The sequence below is a fragment of the Enterobacter sp. 118C5 genome (assembly GCF_034107645.1).
GTDB lineage: Bacteria > Pseudomonadota > Gammaproteobacteria > Enterobacterales > Enterobacteriaceae > Enterobacter > Enterobacter nematophilus.
Genome location: NZ_JAWNEU010000007.1, coordinates 83,747 through 103,820, shown reverse-complemented (window position 1 = coordinate 103,820; position 20,074 = coordinate 83,747). Strand labels below are relative to the sequence as shown.

Annotated in this window: 16 protein-coding genes and 1 pseudogene; 5 read left to right on the top strand and 12 right to left on the bottom strand. The window is 59.1% G+C overall.

Annotation, left to right across the window (positions count from 1 at the left end; genetic code table 11):
• Positions 1-6 precede the first annotated feature (6 nt).
• From UTO39_RS14060 to UTO39_RS14035, 6 genes are all read right to left on the bottom strand, one after another.
• Complete coding sequence (locus UTO39_RS14060) at positions 7-1,035, bottom strand: ABC transporter permease (protein WP_320727416.1); 1,029 nt, start codon at positions 1,033-1,035, stop codon at positions 7-9.
• An 11-nt stretch (positions 1,036-1,046) separates the two neighbouring features.
• Positions 1,047-2,594: a sugar ABC transporter ATP-binding protein gene (locus UTO39_RS14055; RefSeq protein WP_061097412.1), complete on the bottom strand. Its 1,548-nt coding sequence runs from the start codon at positions 2,592-2,594 to the stop codon at positions 1,047-1,049.
• A 48-nt stretch (positions 2,595-2,642) separates the two neighbouring features.
• Positions 2,643-3,572 (bottom strand): sugar ABC transporter substrate-binding protein, encoded by a 930-nt coding sequence (locus UTO39_RS14050; protein ID WP_320727415.1) that lies wholly within the window; start codon positions 3,570-3,572, stop codon positions 2,643-2,645.
• Positions 3,573-3,603: 31 nt separating this feature from the next.
• Complete coding sequence (gene iolG, locus UTO39_RS14045) at positions 3,604-4,590, bottom strand: inositol 2-dehydrogenase (protein WP_047652665.1); 987 nt, start codon at positions 4,588-4,590, stop codon at positions 3,604-3,606.
• Positions 4,591-4,889: 299 nt separating this feature from the next.
• Entirely contained in the window at positions 4,890-6,815 is a 1,926-nt protein-coding gene (gene iolD / locus UTO39_RS14040; protein WP_320727414.1) for a 3D-(3,5/4)-trihydroxycyclohexane-1,2-dione acylhydrolase (decyclizing), read from the bottom strand.
• A gap of 11 nt (positions 6,816-6,826) precedes the next feature.
• Entirely contained in the window at positions 6,827-8,332 is a 1,506-nt protein-coding gene (locus tag UTO39_RS14035) for a CoA-acylating methylmalonate-semialdehyde dehydrogenase (RefSeq protein ID WP_320727413.1), read from the bottom strand.
• Positions 8,333-8,624: 292 nt separating this feature from the next.
• Here UTO39_RS14035 and UTO39_RS14030 point away from each other — a divergent pair, with 292 nt between their 5' ends.
• Complete coding sequence (locus UTO39_RS14030; protein WP_024908667.1) at positions 8,625-9,458, top strand: MurR/RpiR family transcriptional regulator; 834 nt, start codon at positions 8,625-8,627, stop codon at positions 9,456-9,458.
• Positions 9,459-9,519: 61 nt separating this feature from the next.
• On the opposite strand, the pseudogene UTO39_RS14025 reads toward UTO39_RS14030, so the two are convergent.
• A pseudogene (locus UTO39_RS14025) lies at positions 9,520-9,886 on the bottom strand (dihydrodipicolinate synthase family protein); the annotation flags it as partial.
• A gap of 55 nt (positions 9,887-9,941) precedes the next feature.
• Positions 9,942-10,832, bottom strand: a complete 891-nt coding sequence (locus UTO39_RS14020) for a DMT family transporter (RefSeq protein WP_320727466.1) — start codon at positions 10,830-10,832, stop codon at positions 9,942-9,944.
• Positions 10,833-10,937: 105 nt separating this feature from the next.
• On the opposite strand from UTO39_RS14020, the gene UTO39_RS14015 reads away from it, so the two are divergent.
• Positions 10,938-12,272, top strand: a complete 1,335-nt coding sequence (locus tag UTO39_RS14015) for a PLP-dependent aminotransferase family protein (RefSeq protein ID WP_320727412.1) — start codon at positions 10,938-10,940, stop codon at positions 12,270-12,272.
• Positions 12,273-12,672: 400 nt separating this feature from the next.
• On the opposite strand, the gene guaA is transcribed toward UTO39_RS14015, so the two are convergent.
• Entirely contained in the window at positions 12,673-14,250 is a 1,578-nt protein-coding gene (guaA, locus tag UTO39_RS14010) for a glutamine-hydrolyzing GMP synthase (protein WP_003860599.1), read from the bottom strand.
• Between the two features lie 67 nt (positions 14,251-14,317).
• Positions 14,318-15,784 (bottom strand): IMP dehydrogenase, encoded by a 1,467-nt coding sequence (gene guaB / locus UTO39_RS14005; RefSeq protein WP_014884799.1) that lies wholly within the window; start codon positions 15,782-15,784, stop codon positions 14,318-14,320.
• 158 nt (positions 15,785-15,942) lie between these two features.
• Between guaB and xseA the strand changes: the two genes are divergently transcribed.
• The 3 genes from xseA to UTO39_RS13990 are packed head-to-tail and all read left to right on the top strand — an operon-like array spanning position 15,943 to position 18,745.
• Positions 15,943-17,316: an exodeoxyribonuclease VII large subunit gene (gene xseA, locus UTO39_RS14000; protein ID WP_320727411.1), complete on the top strand. Its 1,374-nt coding sequence runs from the start codon at positions 15,943-15,945 to the stop codon at positions 17,314-17,316.
• A 58-nt stretch (positions 17,317-17,374) separates the two neighbouring features.
• The gene (locus tag UTO39_RS13995; RefSeq protein WP_320727410.1) at positions 17,375-18,394 is read left to right on the top strand and encodes a M4 family metallopeptidase; all 1,020 of its coding nucleotides are present in this window, start codon (positions 17,375-17,377) and stop codon (positions 18,392-18,394) included.
• Positions 18,395-18,745, top strand: a complete 351-nt coding sequence (locus tag UTO39_RS13990) for a protealysin inhibitor emfourin (protein ID WP_151414106.1) — start codon at positions 18,395-18,397, stop codon at positions 18,743-18,745. It abuts the gene before it with no gap.
• Here UTO39_RS13990 and UTO39_RS13985 read toward each other — a convergent pair.
• Together UTO39_RS13985 and UTO39_RS13980 are read right to left on the bottom strand one after the other, a co-directional pair.
• Positions 18,742-18,963, bottom strand: coding sequence for a zinc ribbon domain-containing protein (locus UTO39_RS13985; RefSeq protein WP_266179690.1), 222 nt, complete (start codon positions 18,961-18,963; stop codon positions 18,742-18,744). The genes UTO39_RS13990 and UTO39_RS13985 overlap by 4 nt on opposite strands.
• Positions 18,964-19,010: 47 nt before the next feature.
• The gene (locus UTO39_RS13980) at positions 19,011-20,045 is read right to left on the bottom strand and encodes a Gfo/Idh/MocA family oxidoreductase (RefSeq protein ID WP_320727409.1); all 1,035 of its coding nucleotides are present in this window, start codon (positions 20,043-20,045) and stop codon (positions 19,011-19,013) included.
• Between the last annotated feature and the right edge of the window lie 29 nt (positions 20,046-20,074).

Genomic DNA, 20,074 nt, shown 5'->3' with positions numbered 1-20,074 from the left:
CTATCCTCACAGTGCGCCGCGACGGCTCTTGGCATAGGTATCGAATGCCACCGCCAGAACGATAATTAACCCGGTGATAATCTGCTGGTAGTAGGCCGAGACGTTCATCAGCACCAGGCCGTTAATCAGAATGCCCATGATGATGGAGCCGATAATGGTGCCGCCGATGCGCCCGTAGCCGCCCATCAGCGAGGTACCGCCGATCACCACCGAGGCGATAACGCGCAGCTCAAAGGAGATCCCGGCCACCGCCTCGGCGCTCCCCAGCCGCGCGCTCAGGATGAAGCCCGCCAGCCCCGCCAGACAGCCGATCAGCACGTAGACGCTGACCAGCACGCGCTTCACGTTAACCCCCGCCAGGCGCGCCGCCTCCGGGTTACCGCCGATGGCGTAGACGAAGCGGCCCCAGCGGGTTTTATGCAGCGCCAGATAGCCGCCGACGGCGACGATGGCGAAGATCCAGATAGGAATCGAGATGCCCAGCAGCTCGCCGCGCCCCCACCAGCGGTAGCCGGGGTCAAAACCGGCGATCGGCGCGCCGTCGTTGATCACCAGCGTCAGGCCGCGCCAGATGGTCATCCCCCCGAGGGTGACGATAAACGGCGGCAGGCGCAGGCGGGTGACGCCCAGGCCGTGCAGGAAGCCAATCGCCGTGCCCATGGCCAGACAAATCCCCAGCCCGATCAGCCAGCTCATGCCGCCCCAGGCGTTCGGGTCAACGGTGGTGAAGTTGTCGCCTTTGATCACATACGCCGCGGTCATGGCGCACACCGCCAGAATGGAGCCCACGGAGAGGTCGATCCCGGCGGTGAGAATGACGAAGGTCATCCCCACGGCCATGATCCCGTAGATGGACACCTCGGTCAGGATGTTGAAAATATTGCGCTCAGAGAAAAAATTGCTGTTCTGCGACTGGAAGAAGATCAGCAGCAGGATCATGAAAATCAGCACCCCGAAGCGCTCGAAGAAGGCGATGGGATCGATGCGTCCGGCGCGTTTGACCGGGGCCCGCGTTTTAGAAATCATCTGCGTCATGAGAAACTCCGTTATGCCGCGTTCAGGGCGTTGTGGTTGATGGCCATCATCGTCATCAGCCGTTCTTCGTTAGCGTCGTCGCCGTGGATCTCGCCGGTCACCCGGCCTTCGCTGAGGGTGATGATCCGGTCAGACACCGCCATCACTTCAGGCAGATCGGAGGAGATCACGATCACCGCCACGCCCTTTTTCGCCATGTCAAACAGCACCTGGTGCACTTCCGATTTGGTCCCCACGTCGATGCCGCGCGTCGGCTCATCGACGATCAGCACCCGCGGGTTGAGCGCCATGCAGCGCGCGAGGATCACCTTCTGCTGGTTGCCGCCGGAGAGCTTGCGCACCTCCTGCGCGCTGTTGACCATTTTGATCTGCAGCGCCTGCCGGTAGGACTCAATCAGGTCGTCCTCTTTGCGGGTATTCACAAACCAGCGCCACTGCAGCAGCGAGGAGAGGCACGAGAGCGACAGGTTGTCGCGAATCGACAGCCCCAGCACCGCCCCCTCTTTTTTGCGATCTTCCGGCACCAGCGCCACGCCCTGGTCGAGGGCATACAGCGGGTCGCGCGGCTGGTACGGCACGCCGTCCAGCTCAAAGCTGCCGGAGGTAAACGCGTCTGCGCCAAACAGGCAGCGGGCCACCTCGGTGCGTCCCGCGCCCACCAGCCCGGCAATGCCCAGAACTTCCCCGGCGTGGACGTGGAAGCTGATGTCGTGCAGGGCGATGCCGTGCGGATCCAGCGGCGGCTTTTCGCGGCTCAGCCCCTTCACCGACAGGCGGACGGGCTTGTCTTCATGATGGGTTTCGCTGGCGGGGCGACGGTTAAAGGCCACGTCGCGCCCAACCATCAGGCGGATCAGCTGTTCGACGTTGGTCTCCGCCACCGCGCCGGTGCCGGTGAAGCGGCCGTCCTGGAAAACGGTGAAGCGATCGCAGAGCTGGAAAACTTCGTGCAGACGGTGGGTGACATAGATAATGCTCACGCCACGGTTTTTAAGCTCGCGCACCACGCGGTGCAGGCTTTCCACCTCGCTGTCGCTCAGCGCGGCGGAAGGTTCGTCCATGATGATCAGGCGGGCGTTGAGGGTCAGCGCCCGGGCGATCTCCACCATCTGCTGCTGGGCGACGCTCAGACGGGCGACCGGCGTAGTCGGCGCAACGTTCAGCTGCAGGTAATCGAGAATGACCTGCGCCTCCTGGTTTACCGCCTTTTCGTCGACGATCAGGTTACGTTTACGCGGCTCGCGCCCGAGAAACATGTTTTCCGCGACGGTCATGTTGGGCAGCAGGTTGAACTCCTGATAGATGGTGATAATGCCCTTGTTCTGCCGTTCCACCGGGGAGTCGTCCACCGGCAGCGTTTCGCCGTTGAACCAGATATCCCCGCGCGTTTGCGGCTGCGCGCCCGCGAGCGCCTTCAGCAGCGTGGATTTTCCCGCTCCGTTTTCCCCCAGCAGGGCGTGGATCTCCCCCGCGCCGACGGTCAGCTGGGCGCTGCTCAGCGCCCAGACGCCGGAAAAGCTTTTTGCCAGGTCGGTCACTTTCAGTAAGGGTTGCGACATCGGTCTGCTCCTCCTCATGTTGAGCCGCCAAAGGCGGCTCGGGACATATCAGTTACCGGCCTCACCGATACGCTCAGCCTGCTGCAGGTTCTCTTTGGTGATAAGCGTTGGCGGGTAGTCGGCCCCGGTGATGGCTTTTTTCTCGCGCACGTTGGCCACCAGCTGGCTCATCGCCGTCTGCACCGCAAAGCCCGGACGCTGATCCGCCGTTACCGCCAGCCAGCCGTCGCGCACGCGGGCCAGCGCTTCCGGCACCGCATCAAAGCCGGTCACGAGAATTTCGCCCGGCTTCACGCCCTGGCTCTGCAGGGCTTCAATTGCCCCCAGCGCCATATCGTCGTTGGCGGAGAGGATCACCTGCGGGCGTTTCGGCAGCGAAGGCAGCACGCTTTCAACAATGCGCATCCCTTCAGAACGCATCCAGTTGCCGGTCTGATCGGCGACGATCTTGTACTTATCCCCGCCCGCCTTCAGGCTGTCGCGGATCCCTTTGGTGCGTTCAATATTGGAGGAGGAGCCCGGCTGGCCGGTGAGCAGAATGATCTCCGCACCGTCGGGGAATTTGGCTTTGACGAAGTCGCCAATCGCCTGGCCGCCCTTATAGTTGTTGGCGCCAAAGTGCGGCACTTTCTTCTGGCTGTCGACGGAGCGGTCAAGGGTGACCACCGGCAGCTTCGCATCCTGAATTTCATCCACCGCGCTGGAGACCGCGTTGACGTCGTTCGGGGAGACGATAAAGCCCTGCGCCCCGCGGGTGATGGCGTTTTCCAGGTCAGCCACCTGCTTCGGTGAACTGCCCTGCCCGTCCAGCACCTGAAGCTTCACGCCCATCTCTTTCGCGGCTTTCACCGCCGTGCGCTGCATGTGAACCTCAAACGGCATCGCCAGGTTTGGCGTACTGAAAACAATCTGCTCGTTTTCGGCGAGGGCGGCCCCGGACGTCATGGCGATGAGGGCGGCTAAGATCAGTTTTTTCATTATTATGTCTCTCTGTGTAGGGTTGGTGTGTTTAGAGGACGATCTCGCGCTGGCTACGCAGCGACTCCAGCGCTTTATCCGCAAGGTACAGCGCACGTTCACCATCATCGCCGCTGCAGTCAGGCACCGCTTCGCCGCGCAGGACCGCAACAAAGTGTTCCCATTCCGCGGCGTAAGCGGATTTGTAGCGCTGCAGGAAGAAGTGTTCCGGCAGCGCGCTGGTGCAGCCCTGTTTGCCGTAGTGCTGCACCTGGTTTTCCAGAATGTTGCCCGCGCACAGCAGCCCTTCGGAGCCGTGCAGCTCCAGACGCTGGTCGTAGCCGTAAGATGAGCGGCGGCTGTTGACGATGGTCGCCATCGCGCCGGAGGCATATTTCAGAACGATAAACGCGGTGTCGATATCCCCCGCCTCGCCAATCGCCGGATCCACCAGGTTGCTGCCCTGGGCATACACCGACACCGGCTCTTCACCCATGATGAAGCGCGCCATGTCAAAGTCGTGAATGGTCATATCGCGGAACATACCGCCGGAGACGCGCACGTACTCCGCGGGCGGCGGAGACGGGTCGCGGGAGATAATCAGCAGCGATTCCGGCTTGCCGATGCGCCCGGCCTGAGCGTCGGTTTTCACGCGGCGGAACTGCGGGTCAAAGCGGCGGTTAAAGCCGATGAACAGCGGCACGTCGTACTCTTTAACCACCTTCAGGCAGTCGCGCACGCGGGCGAGGTCAAGGTGGACCGGCTTTTCGCAGAAGATGGCCTTGCCGTGGCGGGCGGCCATTTCAATCAGGTCCGCGTGGGTATCGGTGGCGGAGGCGATCAGCACGGCGTGAACGTTAGGGTCGGTCATCGCCTCTTCCAGGCTCTGCTGGCGGGCCTGATATTGGGTGGCGAGGCGGGTGGCAAATTCTTGATTCGGGTCAACCACGGACCAGAGCGTGGTCGCGCCGTGGCTGGCGATGTTAGCTGCATGTACCTGGCCAATTCGGCCAGCGCCCAGTAAAGCAATGTTAAACATAACGGCTCCCGGTGTTGGTGAATGCTGTGAACTAACGACCCTATAAATAAAACATTTATTTCATTTTTATAAATAGTGGAAATTATGTTTTTGAGTGTGGGTTAACACTTTTGAGATGAATGAGATAATTTTTGTTATCAATCTCACAACATGGGAGGGCGTGCGGCAACTCCCCTCACCCCGGCCCTCTCCCCAAAGGGGCGAGGGAGAAAAGGCCGCACCGAACCATCCCCTCTCCCCTTTGGGGAGAGGGTTAGGGTGAGGGGAAATGAAATGAAAATTTCGTTAAAGCGGAAAACTCAATACTGACGGGCTTTTTTCACCTGCGCCTGCGTTTGCTCCGCGGCCTCACGCACGGCAGAAGACTCTGCCACCTGCGCGTCACCGGTTCGCCACCACGAGGCATAGTCGTGGGTCATGGTCTTCGGCAGCACCTTGATGTCCAGCAGCGTCGGGCCCGGATGGGCGCGGGACGCCTCAAGCGCCGCCAGCAGGCTTTGCTTATCGTGCACCCGCCACGCGCGGCAGCCGTAGCTTTCCGCGTTTTGCGCAAAATCGACCTTCACCAGCGGCCCGTCGAGCCGCCCGGTTTCCGGGCTGCGATGGCGGTTTTCCGTGCCGAAGCTGCCCATCCCGTGCCCCATCTGCAGGTTATTAATGCAGCCGAAGCTGGCGTTATCAAACAGCAGAACGGTGACCTTAATGCCCTCCTGCACGGCGGTTTGCAGCTCGGAGTGCAGCATCATGTAGGAGCCATCCCCCACCATGGCGTATACCGGCAGCGCGGGTCGGGCGAGCTTCGCGCCAATCGCCGCCGCAATCTCGTAGCCCATGCAGGAGTAGCCGTACTCCAGGTGATAGCTGTCCGGCGTTTTGACCTGCCAGAGGCGCTGTAAATCGCCCGGCAGCGAACCGGCCGCGCCCACCACGATGGCGTTATCTTCTACATGCTGGTTGATCAGCCCCAGCACCCGCGTCTGGGTCAGGCGGGTATTGAGCGTCTCGCCGTATTCCGCCAGCTGCGCGTCCAGGTGTCCCGCCACCTCAGGCGCATCGTCCGGATGCCACTGGCGATCCCACAGGCGGCGGCACTCGTCGCGCCACGCGGATTTCGCCTGGGCGATCGCCTGCCCCCAGCCGCTGCGGTAATCGCCGAGCGACTGAGTTAAGGCCTGGAGCCCGGCTTGGGCATCGGCAATCAGCGCGGTCGCGTCCAGCTTCAGGGCGTCAAACTCGGCCACGTTCAGCAGCAGGAATTCGACTTCCGGGTGGGAAAAGAGCGCCTTGGAGCCGGTGGTAAAATCGGTCAGCCGCGTGCCGATGCCGATCACCAGGTCGGCCTCGGGCGCAAGCTGGTTGGCGGCCATTCCGCCCGTCACCCCTACGCCACCCAGGTTAAGTGGGTGGTCACTTACCAGCGCCCCCTTTCCGGCCTGGGTTTCGGCAAACGGCAACTGCAGCGTCTCGACAAATTCGCGAAACGCCTCATGCGCGCCGGAGTAGCGCACGCCGCCGCCGCACACCACCAGCGGACGACGCTTGCGGGCGATCAGCGCCCGCGCCTGCGCCAGTCGCTGCGGATCGGGCGGACGGCGTTCGATGTGGTGCACGCGTCGAGCGAAGAAGCTCTGCGGGTAGTCCCAGGCTTCCCCCTGCACGTCCTGCGGCAGGCAGATGGTCACCGCCCCGGTATCTGCGGGGTCAGTGAGCGTTCGCATCGCGCTTAGCATGGCGCTCATGAGCTGCTCGGGGCGGTTGATGCGGTCCCAGTAGCGGGAGACCGGACGGAAGCAGTCGTTGGTGCTGATGCTGAGATCGTGATACTGCTCGATCTGCTGCAGCACCGGGTCCGGCTGGCGGCTGGCGTAGATATCGCCCGGCAGCAGTAAAAGCGGGATACGGTTCGCCGTGGCGGTGGCCGCCGCCGTTACCATATTGGCGGCGCCCGGCCCGACGGAGGAGGTGACGGCAAAAATGCGCTGGCGGCGGTGCTGTTTGGCGAATCCCGTCGCCATATGGGCGATGCCCTGCTCGTTGCACCCCTGCATGATTTTCAGATGACCGGGATCCTGCTCCAGCGCCTGGCCGATACCCAGCACGTTGCCGTGCCCAAAGATGGTCGCCACGCCCTCCACGAAGGGCGTTTCGTTGCCGTCCACGCTGACGTACTGTTGATTCAGGAACCGGACCAGCGCCTGGGCCATGGTCATACGTTCGGTTTGCATAACGCCTCCTGTCAGCCCAGCGTCGGCATGGAGAACGCAGCGCCTGTCTCCTGCTGCATTTCCGGCCAGCGCGCGGTGATGGTTTTCATTCGGGTGTAGAAACGCACGCCGTCGCTGCCGTGCACGTTGAGCGCGCCAAAGATGGATCGCTTCCAGCCGCCGAAGCTGTGGAATGCCATCGGCACCGGGATCGGCACGTTGACCCCCACCATGCCCGCCTGCACCTCTTCGCAGAAGCGGCGCGCGCAGCCGCCGTCGCGGGTGAAGATCGCCGAGCCATTACCATATTCATGGCGGTTAATCAGGTCCACCGCGCTGGCGTAATCTGCTACGCGCACCACAGAAAGCACCGGGCCGAAAATCTCTTCTTTATAGATGGTCATCTCCGGGGTGACGTTATCGAACAGCGTCGGCCCGACGAAGTAGCCCTGCTCGTGGCCCTTCACGCTGAAGCCGCGACCGTCCACGCGAAGTTTCGCCCCCTGCGACTCGCCGCTGTCGATGTAGCCCAGCACCTTGCTGCGGTGCGCGGAGGAGATAAGCGGCCCCATTTCGTTTTCCGGCGTCTGGTCCAGGCCCGGCCCGACGCGCAACGCGGCAATCTGTTTTTCCAGCCGGGCGCAGAGGTCGTCGGCGGTTTTATCCCCCACCGCCAGCACCACCGAGAGCGCCATGCAGCGCTCGCCCGCCGCGCCGTAGGCCGCGCCCATGATGGCGTTGGCCGCCATCTCCATATCGGCGTCCGGCATCAGAATGCAGTGGTTTTTCGCGCCGCCCAGCGCCTGACAGCGCTTACCGTGGGCGGATGCGGTCTGGTAGATGTATTCGGCAATCGGCGTGGAGCCAACAAAGCTCACCGCCTGGACGCGCGGGTCGGTCAGGAGCACGTCAACGGACTCTTTATCCCCCTGCACCACGTTGAACACGCCGTCCGGCAGGCCGGCCTCTTTCAGCAGCTGCGCCAGCGCGAGCGCGAGTGAGGGATCTTTTTCCGACGGTTTCAGCACGAAGGTATTACCGGTCGCCAGCGCAATCGGGAACATCCACATCGGCACCATCGCCGGGAAGTTAAACGGCGTGATCCCGGCGCAGACGCCGAGCGGCTGCATCAGCGAGTGGCTGTCAACGCCCGTGCCGACGTTCGCCGAGTGTTCACCCTTTTGCAGATGCGGGATGCCGCAGGCAAATTCCACCACTTCCAGGCCGCGGGTCAGTTCGCCCACCGCGTCGGAGAAGACCTTGCCGTGCTCCTCGCTGATGATGCGGGCCAGGCGCGTCATGTTCTCTTCCAGCAGCGCCTTGAAGCGGAACATCACGCGCGCGCGCTTAAGCGGAGCCTGGCGCGCCCACGCCGGAAACGCCTGCTGCGCGGCGGCAATCGCCTGTTCGGTTTCCCGCGCCGTACTCATCACCACCTGGCGGATCTGCTCGCCGGTGGCCGGGTTGAAGATCGCCTGAACGCGCTGGCCTGAACCGGTGACACATTCGCCGTGAATAAAGTTCGCTACCGTCTCCATCCTTAACCTCTCGCTGTTGATACGTGACTGTTACCTGAACGCTGTGTACTGAACACTATATATGAAACAAATATTCCATTTTAAGTTGAAATAAAATAAATGATGATTATTGTGATCAAGGATGGATTTTTATGTTAACAGCCAGCAACACTGACGCCGCGTGCGCTATTAAGGAATTTCGGGCGAGGAAATGACTGAAGTTTCTGTTTCATTTTTGCTGCCAGATGGATGGCCGACATTTAAAAGACGCGGTTTTGCGTTTAGAATCATAAGACTGTATTTGGGGGATAAGATGACGACAGCAACCAGCCTGAACGAACTGCAGCAGCAAATCCGCGATCGCTACGATAGCCTGAGCAAGAGGCTGCAGCAGGTCTCCCGCTACGTGCTGGATAACACCAACAGCGTGGCCTTTGATACGGTTGCCGTCATTGCCGAGCGGGCCGACGTGCCGCCCTCGACGCTGATCCGCTTTGCCAACGCCTTTGACTTCACCGGCTTCAACGAAATGAAACAGCTGTTTCGCATGAACCTGGTGGAGGAGACCGCCAGCTACAGCGACCGCGCGCGGCTGTTCCGCGAAATGGAGAGCGAGGCCGTACCGGAAACGCCACTCGATATCCTGCAGGAGTTTGCCCGCTCGAACGCGCAGGCGCTGCAGCAGCTGGCCGCCCGCGCCGAGCCGGAAATGCTGGAGCGCGCCGTACAGCTGCTGGCCGACGCGGACACCATCTACATCGCCGGACTGCGCCGCTCCTTTAGCGTCGCGGCCTATCTTACCTACGCCCTGAGCCACCTGGAGTGCCGCCCTATCCTGCTCGACGGCATGGGCGGGATGCTGCGCGAGCAGATCAGCCGCATTAAGGCGCGCGACATTGTGGTGTCGATCAGCTTCTCGCCGTACGCGGAAGAGACGGTGATGGTCAGCGAAACCGCCGCCAGCGTCGGCGCGCGGCAGATCGTGATTACGGACAGCCAGATTAGCCCGCTGGCGACGTTCAGCGATCTCTGCTTTGTGGTGAAAGAGGCGCAGGTGGATGCGTTCCGGTCTCAGTCGGCAACGCTGTGCCTGGTGCAGTCGCTGGTGGTGGCGCTGGCGTATAGGTTAGGTAGCGGGGAGAAATAAGAATTTAATCGCCATAAAGTCTGCACCGATACCTACATGTGGAGGTTTAATGCCATATTAGCGACACTCGTTCATATAAACGAAAAAATTCCGCGCCGCTAAGTGGCTGATAGGATACAGGGGCAAGCAATACGCCACTGACACCAGACTGCTTGCTGTGCATCTTCAGCCGGTCTCATTACATCATCTGTACGAACTGCGCCAATACTGGTTATTACCGGGATGCCCGAAGCCGCACTGACGGCTAGTTTTGTCGCAGAGAAACGCTGTTCGCGTGTCAGATAGGTATAGCTACCGGTGGACCCCAGGGCACCAATGGAGTCAACTCCGGCATCAACCAGATTTTCAGTCAGAGTGATAAATCTGCGCTGATCGAAACCGCCGTTAATCAGGGGATTCAGCGGAAAAGCGCTCAGACCAGTAAACATAACGATTCCTTTTTCAAATGAAGCCTGGTCTGCCAGCTCTGACCGGGCAGAAGAGTTATCGGGAAAATTTACGGGAGCCCATAACGCACAGGATGACACCAAGCGTAATGAACACCATGAGAGGACTCACGGCTTCGTGCAACAGTGTGGCTGACAGGCCCAATCCGAAGAAAGGCTGAAGGAGTTGTAACTGACCGACGGCAGCAATCCCCCCCGTTGCAAGCCCCTTGTACCAGAAAATAAAACCAATCAGCATGCTGAACAGGGAGACATAACCTAGTGCGATCCAGGCAGAGAGTCCAATATCAGCAAATGTAGCAGGCATTGTTATAAATGATGCGCTAAGCATGAATGGCAGCGAGAGGATCAACGACCAACTGATGACCTGCCATCCCCCCAGAACACGAGTTAGTTTTGCGCCTTCGGCATAACCCAGACCGCAGGCCACCACCGCTGCGAGCATGAGAAGATCACCGGTTGGCGAGACTGCCGTGCTTTGTGAGAAGGCAAACCCCATGACGAGCAGGCTGCCAAGCACAGAAAAAATCCAGAAGGCCATCCTGGGGCGTTCACCGCCACACAGGGCGCCAAAAATCGCGGTGCTCAGCGGCAGAAGCCCCAGAAAAACGATTGAGTGGGCAGAGGTCACATGTTGTAACGCCATGGCCGTCAGCAACGGAAAACCGATAATGACGCCCAGGGATACGATGATGAGTGGCATGATCTGCGAGGCTTGCGGACGTTTTTCACGATAACCGTAAATCAGCATAATGGCCAGCACACCGGCAATTGACGCTCTCAGGAACGTCAGGAAAAAGGGATCCATATCGAGGACGGCTACGCGAGTAGCCGGTAGTGAGCCACTAAAAATAATGACCCCCAACAGTCCGTTTATCCATCCTGAAACTGAGCTGGGATCTGTTTTATGTATCACTGTATTCACCACTGCCAACCTCACTTTTTATATGTCGCCCGCAGGCTTGAGCGTTTGTGAGGCGGATGGTACGCTTAGCAATTCAATACAATCAAATTATTGTCATGGATACATTTGATGAAAGCGCGCTATAAATCCATAGTTGATATGTTCGCAGACAGGATTCGAAACGGAAATATCCCTTCCGGAACGCGTTTGCCTACGCACAGGGCACTCTCCGCGCAGGAACGTATCTCTCTGGCTACAGCGACTCGGGTTTACAGCGAACTGGAAGCTATGGGCCTGGTTAGTGGTGAAACCGGAAGAGGGACATTTGTCAGGGAAATATCATTGCCCTATGGTCACGGGATTGACCAGCATGCCGTGGCCAATGATGTGCTTGATCTGAATTTTAACTATCCATCGCTCCCTGGACAGGGGGAACTGCTACGTGAAGCTCTACGGCAGGTCGCGGCCTCCGGGGATATGGAGTCCCATCTGCGTTACCAGCCACATGCTGGCAGAATGAGTGAACGGGAGATTATCGCGGCTCATATTACAGGGCCGGGGTTCCAGCCTGAAGCAGAAAATGTGGTGATAGTGAACGGGGCGCAGCACGGACTGACGATTACTGTGATGGGCATGCTGCGACCGGGCGATGTTGTGGCCGTTGATGCACTGACGTATCCCGGTTTTAAAGCACTGGCCGAATTGTACCATCTGGAACTTATTGCCATACCCGCTCTGGCTGATGGCCCGGACTTATCTGCACTGGAAGCGTTATGCCAGAAAAGACATGTCAGGGCACTCTATACCATGCCTACGTTGCATAATCCTCTTGGCTGGGTGCTCAACAACAGTCAGCGAAAAAAGATTGCTGGTATTGCAAGAAATTATGATCTTCTCGTTATTGAGGACACCGCTTATGGCTATCTAATCCGCAGACCACCGCCGCCTGTTGCGGTTTATGCACCGGAACGAACTGTTTATATTACTGGGTTCTCAAAGAACGTGGCGACGGGTCTGAGAGTGGGGGCCGTTGTCTGTCCCGCATCGTATCGCCCCGCACTGGAAAGAGCAGTAAGGGCAACCACATGGAATACGCCTTCAGTGATGACAACACTGGTATGTAACTGGATACAGGATGGCACGGTCGCTCGTTTTGAAACACTGAAACGGCGGGACGCTCACCAGCGGCAGGAGGTGTTAAGATCCTCACTGGGGGATATTCCCTGTATTACGCATCCAGTCTCATATTTTGCCTGGATCCCTTTGCCGGACGATGCAAGAGCGGACAGGGTCGCCAAGGAGCTGATGGGGTGCAATATTTCTGTCTCAACCGCAGAGCCTTTCTGTACTTCACTCGTTGTCCCTCAGGCACTCCGGCTTGCTCTTGGGTCAATCGCAATTGAGAATTTACATAAAGCGCTGCTTAAAGTTCGCGAAGCCGTTGAGTTCGAACAGTATCGCTAATTTGTTATTCACCCGCTTTTCGCTCACAGCGGACCTTCAGTACTGTAAGTTTGTCCGTGGCGATTCAATCCGTTTTTTTAATCTTGCGAACAAGTAAGGCGCAGTGATGCTGTTATCTGCATGACTGACCTCCGCCGGGGTACCAGCCGCAACGATTTCTCCGCCGTTCTCACCCGAGCCGGGACCGAGACCGAGGATCCAGTCGGCTTCCAGGCTATCCGCATGTCGTGCTCTGCCATCACAACTGTATCCCCTCGCTGAAGCTCCCCGGCAAGTTTGATGCGTTGGCATCCCTGCAACGGTATCCAGTGTATTGTACATAAATAAAAAAAACCCCTGTAAAAACAGAGGGTTGATTGCAGTTTTACCTGTTCATGAAAACTCAGGAAGGGTTATCGGCTTATTCCCACTCAATCGTAGCCGGTGGCTTACCGCTGATGTCATACACCACGCGGGAAATACCGTTCACTTCGTTGATGATGCGGTTAGACACGCGGCCTAAGAAGTCATACGGCAGGTGCGCCCAGTGCGCGGTCATGAAGTCGATGGTTTCCACCGCACGCAGGGAAACCACCCAGTCGTACTTGCGGCCATCGCCCATCACGCCGACGGAGCGAACCGGCAGGAACACGGTGAACGCCTGGCTCACTTTGTTGTACAGGTCAGCTTTGTGCAGCTCTTCGATGAAGATAGCGTCCGCGCGGCGCAGCAGGTCGCAGTACTCTTTCTTCACTTCGCCCAGCACGCGCACGCCCAGACCCGGGCCCGGGAACGGGTGACGGTAGAGCATGTCGTACGGCAGACCCAGTTCCAGACCGATCTTACGCACTTCGTCTTTGAACAGCTCGCGCAGCGGTTCAACCAGGCCCATCTTCATCTCTTTCGGCAGGCCGCCCACGTTGTGGTGAGATTTGATGACGTGCGCTTTACCGGTTGCGGAGGCCGCAGACTCGATCACGTCAGGGTAGATGGTGCCCTGCGCCAGCCACTTAACGTCTTCCAGCTTCAGCGCTTCTTCGTCGAACACTTCCACGAACACGCGGCCGATGATTTTACGCTTGGCTTCCGGATCGTTCTCGCCTTTCAGCGCGTCCAGGAAGCGCTGCTCGCCTTCCACATGAACGATGTTCAGACCGAAGTGGTCGCCGAACATGTCCATGACCTGCTTCGCTTCGTTCAGACGCAGCAGGCCGTTGTCCACGAACACGCAGGTGAGGTTTTTGCCGATGGCGCGGTGCAGCAGCATCGCGGTCACGGAGGAGTCCACGCCGCCGGAGAGGCCGAGGATCACTTTGTCATCGCCAACCTGCTGGCGGATACGCTCAACGGCGTCGTCGATGATTTTTGCCGGGGTCCACAGGGCTTCACACTGGCAGATGTCACGCACGAAGCGCTCCAGCATGCGCATCCCCTGACGGGTGTGGGTCACTTCCGGGTGGAACTGCACGCCGTAGAAGCGTTTTTCTTCGTTCGCCATGATCGCGAACGGGCAGCTTTCGGTGCTGGCAACGGTCACGAAGTCAGACGGGATAGCGGTGACTTTGTCACCGTGGCTCATCCACACGTCCAGCAGCGGTTTGCCGTCTGCGGTCAGGGAGTCTTCGATACCGCGCACCAGCGCGCTGTCGGTCACCACTTCTACCTGCGCGTAGCCGAACTCGCGCTCGTTAGAGCCTTCTACGTGGCCGCCCAGCTGCATTGCCATGGTCTGCATGCCGTAGCAGACGCCGAATACCGGCACTCCCGCTTCGAACACGTACTGCGGCGCGCGCGGGCTGTTCTCTTCGGTGGTGCTTTCCGGGCCGCCGGACAGGATGATGCCGCTTGGATTGAATTCGCGAATCTGTGCTTCCGTGACATCCCACGCCCACAGCTCACAGTAAACGCCCAGTTCACGTACGCGACGCGCCACCAGCTGAGTGTACTGAGAACCAAAGTCCAGGATGAGAATGCGATGTTTATGAATATTTTCCGTCATTGACGCTAATTCCGAGGCAAGTGAAACAAAAACAGAGCGCCCGGCAGAAGCCGGGCGCGGAAATTTATCAGGAGCCCAGACGGTAGTTCGGGGACTCTTTGGTGATCGTCACGTCGTGAACGTGGCTCTCCTGGATACCCGCACCGCTGATGCGTACGAATTCCGCTTTGGTACGCAGCAGGTCAATGGTACCACAGCCGGTCAGGCCCATACAGGAGCGCAGGCCGCCCATCTGCTGGTGAATGATCTCTTTCAGACGGCCTTTATAGGCAACGCGGCCTTCGATACCTTCCGGTACCAGTTTGTCAGCGGCGTTATCGGTCTGGAAGTAACGGTCAGAGGAACCTTTGGACATCGCGCCCAGGGAGCCCATGCCGCGGTAAGATTTGTAAGAACGGCCCTGGTAGAGTTCGATTTCGCCCGGGGATTCTTCGGTACCGGCCAGCATGGAGCCTACCATTACGGCAGCGGCGCCCGCGGCGATGGCTTTGGCGATGTCGCCAGAGAAGCGGATACCGCCGTCAGCGATAACCGGAATACCGGTACCTTCCAGCGCTTCAACCGCGTCAGAAACCGCGGTGATCTGCGGAACGCCCACGCCGGTCACGATACGGGTGGTACAGATAGAGCCAGGGCCGATACCCACTTTCACCGCGCTGCAGCCGGCGTCAGCCAGCGCGCGAGCGCCTGCGCCTGTTGCCACGTTGCCGCCGATGATCTGCAGGTCAGGGTATTTTGCACGGGTGTCGCGAATACGCTGCAGCACGCCTTCGGAGTGGCCGTGAGAGGAGTCAATCAGCAGCACGTCAACGCCCGCAGCAACCAGCGCGTCAACGCGCTCTTCGTTACCTGCACCTGCGCCAACCGCAGCGCCAACGCGCAGACGGCCATGCTCGTCTTTACAGGCGTTCGGTTTACGTTCTGCTTTCTGGAAATCTTTAACGGTGATCATGCCGCGCAGGTGGAAGTTCGCATCCACAACCAGCGCTTTCTCAACGCGTTTTTCGTGCATTTTCGCCAGCACCACGTCGCGGGTTTCGCCTTCGCGGACGGTCACCAGACGCTCTTTTGGCGTCATGTAGACGCTAACAGGCTGGTTCAGGTCAGTCACGAAGCGCACGTCACGACCGGTGATGATGCCGACCAGTTCATTGTCTTCGGTCACTACCGGGTAGCCGGCAAAGCCGTTACGTTCGGTCAGGGCTTTCACTTCGTGCAGGGTGGTGGTTGGCAGAACGGTCTGTGGGTCGGACACGATGCCGGACTCATGCTTCTTCACGCGGCGAACTTCTTCCGCCTGACGCTCGATAGACATGTTTTTGTGGATAAAGCCAATGCCGCCTTCCTGTGCCAGGGCGATAGCCAGGCGCGCTTCAGTCACGGTGTCCATTGCCGCGGAGAGCATAGGAATGTTCAGACGAATGGTTTTCGTCAACTGCGTGCTGAGGTCGGCAGTATTCGGCAGAACGGTGGAATGAGCGGGAACGAGGAGGACGTCGTCAAACGTCAGTGCTTCTTTAGCGATACGTAGCATGGGCAATATCTCTGACCTGGGTGGTTAAATATTGCCGTGGCATTATACAGAGCGTAACCGATTGCATCTACACTTTTTTGAAAAAATGCTTGCGAATGCCTCTCAGCAGGTTACTATCGACTGAATAACTTGCTGATTTAGAATTTGATCCCGCTCACATGTTATCCTCTCAATCCCCCTCAATTTATACTGTCAGCCGCCTTAATCAGACGGTGCGTTTGCTGCTTGAGCAGGAAATGGGGCAGGTCTGGATCAGCGGTGAAATCTCTAACTTCACGCAGCCGTCTTCCGGACACTGGTACTTTACCTTAAAAGACGATACCGCTCAGGTGCGCTGTGCGATGTTCCGCAACAGCAACCGCCGCGTGTCGTTCCGTCCGCAGCACGGCCAGCAGGTTCTGGTACGCGCCAATATCACCCTGTATGAGCCGCGCGGGGACTACCAGATCATCGTTGAGAGCATGCAGCCCGCGGGCGAAGGCCTGCTGCAGCAGAAGTATGAACAGCTAAAAGCAAAGCTCTCTGCCGAGGGATTGTTCGACCAGCAGTTCAAAAAACCGCTGCCCTCACCTGCCCACTGCGTTGGGGTCATCACCTCGAAAACCGGTGCCGCTGTGCACGACATTTTGCACGTCCTGAAGCGTCGCGACCCTTCCCTGCCCGTCATCATCTACCCGACCGCCGTTCAGGGCGACGATGCGCCAGGCCAGATTGTTCGCGCCATTGAACTGGCGAACGCGCGTCAGGAGTGCGACGTATTAATCGTCGGGCGCGGCGGCGGATCGCTGGAAGACCTGTGGAGCTTTAACGACGAGCGCGTGGCGCGGGCAATCTTTGCAAGCGTTATCCCCGTGGTGAGCGCCGTCGGGCATGAAACGGACGTAACGATAGCCGATTTTGTTGCGGATCTGCGTGCGCCTACGCCGTCCGCCGCGGCGGAAGTGGTGAGCCGTAACCAGCTGGAGCTGCTGCGTCAGCTTCAAAACGGCCAGCAGCGTCTTGAGATGGCGATGGATTACTTCCTCGCGAATCGTACCCGCCGCTTTACCCAGCTTCATCACCGTCTTCAGCAGCAGCACCCGCAGCTGCGTCTGGCGCGTCAGCAGACCGTGCTGGAGCGCCTGCGTCAGCGCATGAACTTTGCGCTGGATAATCAGCTTAAGCGCGCGGTGTCGCGCCAGCAGCGCGTGACCCAGCGCCTGAACCAGCAGAACCCGCAGCCGAAAATCTATCGTGCGCAAACGCGCATTCAGCAGCTGGAGTATCGCCTGGCGGAGACTCTCCGGGCGCGTCTGAGCACCACCCGCGAACGTTTTGGCAACGCGGTGACCCATCTGGAAGCCGTGAGCCCCCTCTCCACGCTGGCGCGCGGCTATAGCGTGACGACGGCAGCGGACGGCAAAGTGCTGAAGCAAGCAAAACAGGTGAATACCGGTGACGTTCTTACCACCCGCCTGTCTGACGGCTGGGTAGAAAGCGAAGTGAAATCAATTAAACCGGTGAAAAAGACGCGTCAGCGCAAAACCGGATAATTCTTCGCCGGTTACTTACTATACTGCTGCTATTCCCTTTTTTAATAAGGAGAGCAGCATGTCCCAGCTTCGTAGCGTTATTCCCCCTTATATTCTTCGTCGTATTATCGAAAGCGGTTCCGAGCCGCAGCAGCGCTATGCCCGTCAGACCTTAACCCACGTCCAGACGCTGATGGCGCATATGCCGGGCAAACCCGCTGCGCCGCACGTGAATAAGGCCGGTCAGCTTGAGCGCGATATCTACGATGCGAAACAGACCCAGGAGCTGCCGGGTACCCAGGTGCGTTATGAAGGCCAGCCGTCCAACGGCGATGTGGCGGTGGATGAAGCCTATAGCTATTTAGGCATCACCCATGATTTCTTCTGGAAAGAATATCAGCGTGATTCGCTCGATAATAAGGGGCTTATTTTGACCGGCACCGTTCACTACGGCCGGGAATATCAGAACGCCTTCTGGAACGGTCAGCAGATGGTGTTTGGCGACGGTGACGGGGAGATCTTTAACCGCTTCACGATTGCCATCGACGTGGTGGCGCACGAGCTGAGCCACGGCGTCACCGAGACCGAAGCCGGGCTTATCTATTTTGAGCAGTCGGGCGCGCTGAATGAGTCCCTGTCAGACGTGTTTGGCTCGCTGGTGAAACAGTACCATCTGAAGCAAACCGCCGATAAAGCAGACTGGCTGATTGGTGAAGGGCTGCTGGCCGCGGGAATTAACGGCAAGGGGCTGCGCTCCATGTCTGAACCCGGCACCGCCTACGACGATCCTCTGCTCGGAAAAGACCCGCAGCCCGCGCACATGAAAGATTTCATCAAAACGCGCGAGGATAACGGCGGCGTACACCTTAACTCCGGCATCCCCAACCGGGCGTTTTATCTCGCCGCGACGGCGATCGGCGGTTACGCCTGGGAAAAAGCCGGTTATGCCTGGTACGACACGGTTTGCGATCGCAATCTGGCGCAGGATGCGGATTTTGATGCCTTCGCAAAACTGACGATAGCCCACGGAGAGAAACGCTCCGGCAGCGACGTTGGGGCGGCGATAAAACACGCCTGGGAACAGGTGGGAGTGCTGTAAATGCAGGTTCCGGAACTGACGGATGACGCCGTGGTTGAGCTGGCCCGGGAAGGCGGCGTCGCTTTTATTCCTAAGCTGAGCGGCCAGCGTACCATCGCGCTTTCCTCGCTTAATGAGGCCCAGCGCCAGCGCCTGGTGAGCATCCTGGAGCAGGCCTTTCCACGCGGTCAGCCGCCGGGTCAGTCGTCGTCACCCGGCAGCGGGGACCAGCGCTATTTCCGCATCCAGATTATCTGGACCGGCCAAAATCAGGCGCACTACGCCGATATCATCGTGCTAGTACCTGAGCAGGAAGCGCCCGAGTCGCTGGTCGAGCTGTGGAAGAAAGGCGAAGACTGCGTGTGCGATTAACCTTCGGCCAGGACAAACTCCACGCGCTTTTTAGAAATCAAGCCGTGGCCGTTCTGGCAGAAATAGTCCACCGCCCCGCAGGCTTTTAGTACCTGGAGTGGCTGATGGCACTCCGGGCAGCGGGCTTCGAGCGCGATATCTTTATTACAGCTGTCGCAGTGCGCGACCCCGTTCAGGGGTTCAAGCTGTGCCTGGCAATCCGGGCAGGTTATGGTCATGGTGTCTCCTTCAGGGCGTTCAGGTCTGCGAAAATTTTACCACGTCTTCAGTGCGGGCCACGCAACTGTTGCTGCAAGGTCAGCAGCAGCGCCACCTCTTCAATTCTGCGGCGCGTTGTGCGGCTCACCTCCTGGGGATCGCGCTCAAACAGACTGTTTGCGCCAAGAATGTGTCCTGCAAGACAGCGTTCGTAGATCGTGCCGGGGATATGCCAGCGCTGAATATCCTTACCTTTAATTAGCTCCAGCACATCTTCCGCGCCGCGTCGGTCGTAGTTGATAATGCGCCCGTCGCGTAACCAGAGCCGCAGGCCCTTTTGCCCGCCCGCGGGTCCCGCGTATTTGTTAAGCCAGATGTCCACCGGCACGCCGCTGATGCTTCCCTGCAGGTGCGCCTCTCCTTCCGCCGTAGTCAGGTCGCCTTTTGCGATATCGTGGCCCAGGCGGTCTTTGGCCGCCACCACCTGCAGCGTCATCTCGTCCTGACCGCCCAGATAGCGCACCGTTTCGCGCAGCATCGCCAGCACGTGTGTACCGACATCCAGAATCACGCCGTCCGGGTGGCGAAGCGTTCTGGTATCCGGTTCTCCGGTCGCGAAATTGAGCGCAATCGGTTCCCCTGCGGCGTTATACCCGCTCGGCTCCTGCAAAAAGCCTTCGATTCTGGCGATGTCAGAAACATGGCCGACCAGCGACCGCTTCACCGTTTCGATGCGCGCCATCCAGTGGTCGAGCGCCAGCACGCGGGACGCCACACCGGGTGTTGCCAGCAGCGCGTTGAGTTTTTCGATTTGAGGAAGCGTGGCGACAATCGGTTTTTCAATCACAATCCGCGGGATCGGCGAGGCAATCGCCTGCTCAAGCACCTCAAGGTGGTGCAGCGATGCGGTGGTAATAAAAAGGGTATCCAGCGGGGTGGCTAAAAGCGCCGCAAGCGAGGCGCAGCGCGTGACGCCTTCAGGGTGCTTCGCGGGGAGAACATCAAAGCCGAAACAACGAACGGCGCCATCGAAAAGGTTACGTAGTGCGGGCAGATACGCTGTTTCCACGACCGCACCAAGACCAACAAATCCTAACTGCATAGTTTCACCTCAGAAAATACCGTGCCGGG